The organism is Candidatus Andeanibacterium sp. (assembly GCF_057143545.1).
The window spans coordinates 1-8,754 of the sequence record NZ_DBNHSF010000151.1; the positions used below are offsets into that span (position 1 = coordinate 1).

Sequence of the window (8,754 nt, forward strand, 5' to 3'; positions counted from 1 at the left end):
TCGCTGATCACCGCGCGGCTGGCAGGGGAGGCCGGTCGCGAAGTCATGGCGATCCCCGGTTCGCCGCTCGATGCGCGCAGCCAGGGCTGCAACCAGCTGATCCGCGAGGGCGCCGTGCTGGTGCAGACGGCGCAGGACGTGATCGAGCTGGTTGCGGGCTTCGATGGCAAGCCGCGCTCGAGCTTCCGCGAAGCTGCCGGAACGGTGTTCGATTTCGCCGAGGACGAGCTTGCCGAGCCGGCCGAACTTGGCGACCTGCTCAGCACCGCGCCAGTCGCGGTCGACGAGCTTATCCGCCAGTCGGGCGAAAGCGCATCGTCAGTGCAGATGGCTCTGCTCGAACTGGAGCTGTCGGGCCAGCTTCTGCGCCATGCAGGGGGCAAAGTATCTTTGCAGTTTTAGGTTGGTGTCCTTGCCGTTGAATGGAAACGCTTTTTCTGCAAACAAGAGATCGGGGGAGACAGCAGATGAATGACCAACTCGATGTTGGACAAGTGATTACCGGCACATTCGATACGTTGAAGCAAAACAGCCAGGCTGTGTTGGTCTATCTCGCGATCTTCACCGTTCTTGGCGCTTCCATTGAATGGACGTTTTCGAATGTCGGATCGACGGTCGCCGGTTTCGAATTGCCCAATTGGGCGTTGGCTGTTTTCGGGATTGGTGCAGGAATCAGCGGATTGGCATTCGCTGCGATCGCCATCGTCGGCCAATATCTGCTGTGGGAAAGCATGCTGCGCGGTTCGACCGTTCTGAACGCGGGAGCAGGCCGGAGGTTTTTCGCGTTCTTCTTTCAGGCGATCCTGATTGGTCTGGGCACGGGCTTCGGCTTCCTGTTCCTAATTGTGCCGGGATTGCTCTTCGCAGCGCGTTGGGCTGCGGCCCCGGCTTTCCTGATCGTCGAGCGCATGGGAATTATCGATGCGATGTCGGCCAGCTGGAATATGGTCAAGGGCAACAGCCGGCATGTCATCATCGCCTATGTCCTGGCAGCTGTTGTCGTCATCGGCTTGAGTGGAGCCATCGCGGGCGCGTCGTTACTGGGCGGCTTCGACACTTCGGGGCAGCAAGGCCTGGGAACCATGATTGGCCTGCATCTGGTGCAGCAACTCGCGACGGTGCTGACAGTCGGACTGGGCGTATTCCTGTTTCACAGGCTACAGGGCGCGTCGCAGCAACTCACTGAAGTCTTCGACTGATCGCTTGACGAATCGAAATCCCGCAAACCATCCTCGCGCGTGCGTATGTGCGAGGGGCCGTTCGAGTAATCCATGCAGTTGGTAATCGTTGAGTCGCCGGCCAAGGCGAAGACAATCGAGAAATATCTGGGCAAGGACTTCAAGGTCCTCGCCTCCTACGGCCATGTCCGCGACCTGCCGCCCAAGGACGGCTCGGTGCGCCCGGACGAGGATTTCGCGATGGATTGGGACACCTATCGCGACAAGGCCGCCCGAGTGAAGGCAATCGTCGACGCGGCGAAGGGCGCCGACCGGCTGATCCTCGCGACCGACCCCGACCGCGAGGGCGAAGCGATCAGCTGGCACGTCAGGGAATTGCTCGCCAAGCGCAAGGCGCTGCCCAGGGAAGTCGACCGGGTGACCTTCAACGCCATCACCCAACAGGCGGTGACCGAGGCGATGAAAGCGCCGCGCGATCTCGATAACGACCTCATCGATGCCTATCTCGCCCGCCGCGCGCTTGATTACCTGTTCGGCTTCACGCTCTCGCCGGTGCTGTGGCGCAAGCTGCCGGGGGCCAAGAGCGCGGGCCGGGTCCAGTCGGTCGCGCTCAGGCTGATCTGCGAGCGCGAGCACGAGATCGAGATCTTCAGGCCCGAGGAATACTGGCAGGTCGCCGCCACGCTTGAACATGACGGGACCGAGTTTTCGGCGCGGCTGGTGCGTTTCGATGGCGAGAAGCTGGAGAAACTGTCGCTCGGCGATGGCGCGACGGCAGAACGCGCGAAGCAGGCGGTCGAGGCCGGACGATTCACGGTCGAAGAGGTCGAGACCAAGCCGATGCGGCGCAATCCGGCGCCGCCCTTCACAACCTCGACGCTGCAGCAGGAAGCCGCCCGCAAGCTCGGCTTTTCCGCCAGCCACACCATGCGCTGCGCCCAGCATCTCTACGAGGCCGGTGCGATCACCTATATGCGGACCGATGGCGTGCAGATGGACGCAAGCGCCATTTCGGCAGCGCGCAAGGCGATTTCGGATCGCTTTTCGGGACATTTCCTGCCCGAACAGCCGCGCATCTACCAGACCAAGGCCAAGAATGCGCAGGAAGCCCACGAGGCGATCCGCCCGACCGATTTCACGCGCGATCATGCCGGTTCGGGCGACGAAGCCAAGCTCTATGAACTGATCTTCAAGCGCGCGATGGCGAGCCAGATGGCCGCCGCCAGCCTCGAACGCACGACCGTGACCCTGCGCGAGGCGACCGGCCGCCACGAGCTGCGCGCGACCGGGCAGGTGGTCAAGTTCCCCGGCTTCCTCGCGGTCTATGAAGAGGGCAAAGACAGACGTAACGACGACGACGAGAATGGCGAGGAGGGCTTGCTGCCGGTGCTCGCCAAGGGCGATTGCCCGGCCAAGAAGGCCGTCGAGGCGAGCCAGCATTTCACCCAGCCGCCGCCGCGCTATTCCGAGGCCAGCCTGGTCAAGAAGCTCGAGGAACTCGGGATCGGGCGGCCTTCGACCTATGCCTCGACGATCCAGGTGCTCAAGGATCGCAATTACGTCCGCACCGAGCGCAACCGCTTTTTTGCCGAGGAGAGCGGACGCTTGCTCACCGCGTTCCTCGAACGGTTCTTCCCGCGTTACGTCGCTTATGATTTCACCGCCGAGATGGAGGACGAGCTCGACGACGTTTCGGGCGGGCGAATGGCGTGGAAGAAGCTGCTCGAAGACTTCTGGCGCGATTTCAAGCCCAAGTCGGACGAGGTGATGGAGCAAAAGCCTTCTGAAGTGACCGAGGCGCTCGACGAGTTCCTGTCCGACTACCTGTTCCCGGCAACCGGGGACGGCTCCGATCCGCGCGCCTGTCCGTTGTGCCTTGCGGAGGGCCGCGAAGGGGGGAGGCTAGCCCTGCGCGGTGGCCGCTACGGCGCATTCGTTGCCTGTGCGAATTACCCCGAATGCAACTATACCCGCCGCTTCGCCCAGGGCGCCAATGGCGAACAAGGGGACGAAGATGCGGTAATGGGCACCGACCCGGAGAGCGGGCTTGAAGTCCGGCGCAAGACAGGGCGCTTCGGGCCCTATATCCAGCTCGGCGAAGGCAAGGAAGCCAGGCGCGCCTCGATCCCGAAGGACCTGCCCGAATTCGACCTCGAATGGGCCCTGAAGCTGCTCGGCTTGCCGCGCGAAGTGGGCGAGCATCCCGAAACCGGGCTGCCGATCACCGCCAGTATCGGCCGTTACGGGCCTTACCTTTCCCATGACGGGAAATATGCGAAGCTCGCTTCGACGCGCGACGTTTTCGAGACCGGGATGAATGCGGCAGTCGCGTTGCTGGCCGAAGCCGCCAACCGCAAGAATGGCGGCGGCAGGGCAAAGGCCGAACCGATCAAGACGCTGGGCGAACACCCGACCAGCGGTGGCGAAATCAAGGTCCTGCCGGGGCGCTATGGCCCCTATGTCACCGACGGCAGTGTCAACGCGACCATTCCCAAGGATGTGAAGCCCGAGGATATGACCGCCGAACAGGCGATCGCGCTGATCGATGCCCGTGCTGCCAAGGGCCCGGCCAAGAAGAAGCGCGGCGGCAGGAAAAAGGTCCCGTCCAAAGCAAAGGCCTGATAGAATATTCCGAAATTTGCAGTTTTGCCGACATGCGATACTATCCTGCCAAACGACAACTGCTAGGAGTAGAGCGATGCTGCTTGTCATGGCTGGGGCAATGGCGATGGCCTTGCCCGATGGCGAAACCAATCTTGCGCGAGATATCGAGCGCAACCTTTCACGAGACGTGGTGGAATCAAACCTTGCTGCCGTCTGGTACGAAGCGTTTGTCGACCCGCAGGGCCTGATCCTGTCCTGCGATGTCCGTGGAGTCATCGGAGACGTCAAGGCGGCCGCTTCCGCCTGCGAAGAGATCGTCGGCATGAAGGTTGCGGTCGCGCGCAACTCGAACGGTGAGGCGGTCCACGGATCTTTCCTGGGTTCGGTTGTCCTTGCCGATGGGACCCAATTGGAGAAGCAAGAGCTTGAGGCCGACATCGTGCTTCCGGTCCGCTCGCTCGAAAAGCCGGTGCGCTCCAACGTGGTTGTCGAGGTCGACAGGGAAGGCGCGGTTTCGGCCTGCGAGCCGGCGGACGGCGTGCTCGATGCCTATGCCAGGACCGCCTGCGCCGAAGCGAAGACGGTTGCGCTTCCGGTCAAGCGTTCGGCCGGCGGGGAAGCTGTAGAATATGTATTCCCGCTGACTTTCGAATTCAGGGACAGCACCGAACTGGCGATGAACTGAGCGGCATCTAGCGCGCCCAGTCGAGGCCGATCTCCTCGAAGATTTCGCGGTTTTCGTCCCAGTTTTCGTCCACTTTCACGTGGAGGAAGAGGTGCACCTTCGCGCCGAGCAGTTCGGACAGTTCCTTGCGCGCGGCCTCGCCGATCGCCTTGATCCGCTGACCTCCCTTGCCGAGCACGATCGGCTTCTGGCTCGCGCGGCCGACGACAATCTGCTGGCGGATTTCGACGCTGCCGTCCTTGCGTTGTGTGTAGCTTTCGGGCCGGACGGCTGAATCATACGGCAATTCGTCGTGGAGTTGCGCGTAGAGCTGCTCGCGGGTGATCTCGCAGGCCAGCAGCCGCTCGCTGGCATCCGAAACCTGGTCTTCGGGATAGTGCCATTCACCTTCGGGCATGAGGCCCGCCAAATGGGCCTTGAGTTCGGCAATCCCGTCACCGGTCAGTGCCGACACGAAGAAGACCTCTTCGAAGGCGACCAGGTCGGACAACTCCTTTGCCAATGCCAGCAGCGGCTCCTTCGGCGATGCGTCGACCTTGTTGAGCACCAGCAGCTTGCGCTCCGGCCGCTCCTTCAGGCCTTCGAGCAAGGGCAGCAATTCGTGGCGTCGCTGCTTGACCGGGTCAACCACCAGCAACACCGCGTCCGCTTGCTGCGTGCCTTCCCAGGCGGCGCTGACCATCGCCCGGTCGAGCCTTCGCTTGGGCTCGAAGATGCCCGGCGTATCGACCAGGATGATTTGCGCCGGCCCCTCGATGGCAATGCCCATCAGCCGCGCCCTGGTGGTCTGCGCCTTGGCGCTGACAATGGCGACCTTCTGACCGACCAGCGCATTGACCAGCGTGGATTTGCCGGCATTGGGCGCGCCGACGACCGCCGCGATCCCGCATCGTGGGATTGCGCCGCTCATCCGAACCGCTCCATGAATGCCTGTGCGGCGCGCTTTTCGGCTTCCGCCTTGCTGGCGGCGCTGCCTTGCGCCTCGCCAACGCCCTTGATCGACACCGAGACGGTGAAGTGAAGCGCGTGATCGGGACCCGAGCGGTCGATCACGCTGTATTCGGGCATTTTCCGGTTGTTGCCCGCGGCCCATTCCTGGAGCGCGCTTTTGGGGTGTTTGCGCTGACCCGCCGAACCGGCAATCGCTTCGTTCCACAGCTTGCGGATTATCGGGCGCGTGCCCTCGTATCCCTGGGTGAGAAAGCTTGCACCAAGGAGCGCTTCCATCACGTCGCCAAGGATATTGTCGCTGTCGGTTCCGCCATCCGAACGCGCCTGCGCGCCGAGCTCGATATGGGCGGACAGGCCGATTTCGCGGGCGATTGCCGCGCACATTTCGCGGCTGACAAGGGCATTGAGGCGCTGCGAGAGCCGCCCTTCGCTGACATCGTCCTCCCGTTCATAGAGCCATTCGGCAATGGCCAGGCCTAGCACCCGGTCGCCAAGGAATTCGAGCCGCTGGTAATTCCGCGCCGAACCGGTGCTGCCATGGGTCAGGGCATCCCGCCAGAGGGACAATTTGCCGGCGGGAGCGAAGCCGATGCCTGCAAGGAATTCGCGGGTTTCGGCCCGCAGCATTTCGCGGGAGGTCAAATCGCGTCCCCGATACGGCTCCAGCGGGTATTGGTGAACCAGGTCCATGGCAGCAGCCACGATGCCCCGCCATCGGTCGACCACATCATGAACTGGGCCTTGCCGACCAGATTGTCCTGCGGAACCATGCCGATCCAGCCGCCCCTCACCGCATTTCTACGGCTGTCTTGCGAATTGTCGCGATTGTCGCCCATCAGGAACAATTCGCCCTGCGGGACGGTGAAGATAGGGGTGTCATCTTCCATGGTCGCCCCGAAATCGACGACATTATAGCTTACCCCGTTGGGCAGGGTTTCGCGGAACTGGACATAGCGGCATAGCCGGGTTCCGTCGGCACCGGTCTGTTCCCGGGCGCCGGTCCGGTGGCAACTGGTGTTGGGCGAGGTCGCGACCACAAAATCGGCAATCCGCTCCTACTTCACTGGCTCGCCGTTGATGAACAGCACCCCGCCGCGCATCTGGATCTGGTCGCCCGGCAGGCCGATCACCCGCTTAATATAGTCGATCCCGTCAAGCGGATGCTTGAAGATCACGATATCCCCGCGTTCGGGCTGGCTGGCGAAGATTCTTCCTTCGGGAAACGGCTTGAGGTTGAACGGCAGCGAATTGTTGGAATAGCCGTAATTCCATTTCGAAGCGATCAAATGGTCGCCATTGATCAGTCTTGGCAGCATGCTCTCGCTGGGAATGCTGAAAGGTGCAAAGATGAAGATCCGGATCACCAGCACGATGGCAATCAGCTTGACCAGGAACAGGCCGAAGCTGAGGGCGCTTTCCGGCTTCTGCTCCGGCGTGACCTTGCCTGCAGGCTTCTCGGCTTGTGCTACTGTCGCTGCTTCGTTTTCGCTCATCGCGGCCCAGATGTTGGCCCCAGGGCCGAACGTCAAGCTTTCAAATGAAGGTGACACGGCCTAGAGCGATGCCGCATTGCACAATTGCGGGGCGACGATGAGCGACAGGGCGACGGCTATCTGGAACAAACTGGCGTCGCAGGAATGCAAGACGCTGAAGGAACTGTTTGCCGATCCGCAGCGGGTGGAGCGGCTTTCCGGCCGGTTGGAACTTCCCGGCAGCGGGATCCTGTTCGACTGGTCGAAGACCCATTTGACCGACGAATTGGTCGCCGGGTTCGAGGAGCTGGCCACCGAGATGGACTTCGCCGGCATGCGGGCAAAGCTGTTTGGCGGCGAAATCGTCAACGTGACCGAGGGCAGGGCCGCCGAGCATTCCGCCCAGCGCGGCATCGGCAAGGAAGCGAGCGTCGAGGAAGCGCAGGCGCTGCACCAGCGGATGAAGCTGCTGGTCGAGATCATCCATGAAGGCGCGATGGGCGAGATCAGGCACCTGATCCATGTCGGGATCGGCGGTTCTGCGCTGGGCCCGGCGCTGGCGATCAACGCCCTCGCGCGCGACCTTGCAATGGTGGATGTCCACGTTGTCTCGAACATCGATGGCTGCGCGCTCGAGGAAGCGTTCAGGGCGTGCGATCCCGAGGCGACATTGATCGCCGTCGCATCGAAGACCTTCACCACGATCGAGACCATGACCAATGCCCAATCGGCACTCGACTGGCTGGCGGCGAATGGGGTTGCGGACCCGATGGGACGGGTGATCGCACTGACCGCCGATCCCGAAAAGGCGGTCGAATGGGGTGTGGACGAGACCCGCATCCTGCCGTTCGACGAGGGCGTCGGCGGGCGCTATTCGATCTGGTCGTCGATCGGCTTCCCGGTCGCGCTGGCGGTCGGGTGGGACGATTTCGCCGCCATGCTCGAAGGCGCGGCCGCGGTCGATGTCCATTTCCGCGATACCGACGGCGCGGCCAATTTGCCGCTGCGTGCGGCTTTCGCCGATCTCTATTACACGCGGATCAGGGGCTGCCAGACGCGCGCCTGCTTCGCCTATGACGAGCGGCTCGCGCTGCTGCCCGACTACCTCCAGCAGCTGGAGATGGAATCGAACGGCAAGAGCGTGAAGTCGGACGGCTCACCGGTCAGCGGGCCGACCGCGCCCATCACCTGGGGCGGGGTGGGGACCGATGCCCAGCATGCGGTATTCCAGCTGCTCCACCAGGGGACCAACCTTGTCCCGGTCGATTTCATTGCCAGCATTGCGCCGGGCGACGATCTCGATCCGGCGCATCACCGGATCCTGCTGGCCAATTGCTTCGCGCAGGGCGCGGCGCTGATGGCGGGCGGGAACATGAGCGCCGACGGGAAGGACCCGGCGCGCGCATTCCCCGGCGACCGACCCAGCGCGACGATCCTGTGCGACGATCTCGACGCGGCCACGCTCGGCGCGCTGATCGCCTTCCACGAGCACCGCACCTTCGCCAATGCGGTGCTGATGGGGATCAACCCGTTCGACCAGTTCGGGGTCGAACTCGGCAAGAAGTTGGCGAAAGATATCGAGGCCGGCGGGGTCGAATTCGACGCCAGCACCGTGGCGCTGCTCAGGGCAGCGGGGTTGACCTAGTTGGAAATTGGCCGGGTAAGCAGTCCCTTAACCCGCGACCTTCTCACGCTCCGCCGCGATCCGCTCGGCCTTGACCTTCTCGGCAATCTTGCGGTCCTTTTCGATCATCAGCGCGCGGTCGGCCATCTGCCGCCAGGCCGCTTCGGAACGCCTTGCACGCTCGCGGACATTTTCCAGCGTGGCCTTTTCGGCTTCCATAGCCGCGGCCTTGGCCCGTTC

Annotated in this window: 10 protein-coding genes; 5 read left to right on the top strand and 5 right to left on the bottom strand. The window is 62.9% G+C overall.

Annotated elements, in window-relative coordinates; genetic code table 11:
* The 4 genes from AC16XC_RS08725 to AC16XC_RS08740 all read left to right on the top strand — a co-directional run.
* On the top strand, positions 1-402 hold a 402-nt coding region (locus tag AC16XC_RS08725; protein ID WP_484034263.1), incomplete at its 5' end, for a DprA-like winged helix domain-containing protein.
* A gap of 65 nt (positions 403-467) precedes the next feature.
* Positions 468-1,199, top strand: coding sequence for a hypothetical protein (locus AC16XC_RS08730; protein WP_484034264.1), 732 nt, complete (start codon positions 468-470; stop codon positions 1,197-1,199).
* A 72-nt stretch (positions 1,200-1,271) separates the two neighbouring features.
* On the top strand, positions 1,272-3,800 hold the full coding sequence (topA, locus tag AC16XC_RS08735) for a type I DNA topoisomerase (RefSeq protein ID WP_484034265.1): 2,529 nt from the start codon (positions 1,272-1,274) through the stop codon (positions 3,798-3,800).
* A gap of 76 nt (positions 3,801-3,876) precedes the next feature.
* A complete protein-coding gene (locus tag AC16XC_RS08740; protein WP_484034266.1) occupies positions 3,877-4,467 on the top strand; it encodes a hypothetical protein in 591 nt (196 codons plus the stop codon).
* Positions 4,468-4,474: 7 nt separating this feature from the next.
* Here the strand turns inward: AC16XC_RS08740 and era are convergent, their stop codons facing one another.
* Genes era through lepB (AC16XC_RS08760) form a run of 4 tightly spaced genes read right to left on the bottom strand, consistent with a single transcriptional unit; the run spans position 4,475 to position 6,911 of the window.
* Entirely contained in the window at positions 4,475-5,377 is a 903-nt protein-coding gene (gene era, locus AC16XC_RS08745) for a GTPase Era (protein ID WP_484034267.1), read from the bottom strand.
* On the bottom strand, positions 5,374-6,045 hold the full coding sequence (gene rnc / locus AC16XC_RS08750) for a ribonuclease III (protein WP_484034268.1): 672 nt from the start codon (positions 6,043-6,045) through the stop codon (positions 5,374-5,376). Before rnc ends, era begins: the two co-directional genes overlap by 4 nt.
* 11 nt (positions 6,046-6,056) lie before the next feature.
* Positions 6,057-6,455: a signal peptidase I gene (gene lepB / locus AC16XC_RS08755; RefSeq protein ID WP_484034269.1), complete on the bottom strand. Its 399-nt coding sequence runs from the start codon at positions 6,453-6,455 to the stop codon at positions 6,057-6,059.
* Between the two features lie 18 nt (positions 6,456-6,473).
* Positions 6,474-6,911, bottom strand: coding sequence for a signal peptidase I (gene lepB, locus AC16XC_RS08760; RefSeq protein ID WP_484034270.1), 438 nt, complete (start codon positions 6,909-6,911; stop codon positions 6,474-6,476).
* Between the two features lie 97 nt (positions 6,912-7,008).
* Between lepB (AC16XC_RS08760) and pgi the strand changes: the two genes are divergently transcribed.
* Positions 7,009-8,535, top strand: coding sequence for a glucose-6-phosphate isomerase (gene pgi / locus AC16XC_RS08765; protein WP_484034271.1), 1,527 nt, complete (start codon positions 7,009-7,011; stop codon positions 8,533-8,535).
* A 27-nt stretch (positions 8,536-8,562) separates the two neighbouring features.
* On the opposite strand, the gene AC16XC_RS08770 is transcribed toward pgi, so the two are convergent.
* Positions 8,563-8,754 (bottom strand): hypothetical protein (locus AC16XC_RS08770; protein ID WP_484034272.1); only part of this gene is annotated, 192 nt, incomplete at its 5' end.

Coding starts and splice junctions, on each gene's coding strand:
- AC16XC_RS08730 (WP_484034264.1), top strand. CDS start 468: ATGAATGACCAACTCGATGTTGGACAAGTGATTACCGGCACATTCGAT.
- topA (WP_484034265.1), top strand. CDS start 1,272: ATGCAGTTGGTAATCGTTGAGTCGCCGGCCAAGGCGAAGACAATCGAG.
- AC16XC_RS08740 (WP_484034266.1), top strand. CDS start 3,877: ATGCTGCTTGTCATGGCTGGGGCAATGGCGATGGCCTTGCCCGATGGC.
- era (WP_484034267.1), bottom strand. CDS start 5,377: ATGAGCGGCGCAATCCCACGATGCGGGATCGCGGCGGTCGTCGGCGCG.
- rnc (WP_484034268.1), bottom strand. CDS start 6,045: ATGCTGCGGGCCGAAACCCGCGAATTCCTTGCAGGCATCGGCTTCGCT.
- lepB (WP_484034270.1), bottom strand. CDS start 6,911: ATGAGCGAAAACGAAGCAGCGACAGTAGCACAAGCCGAGAAGCCTGCA.
- pgi (WP_484034271.1), top strand. CDS start 7,009: ATGAGCGACAGGGCGACGGCTATCTGGAACAAACTGGCGTCGCAGGAA.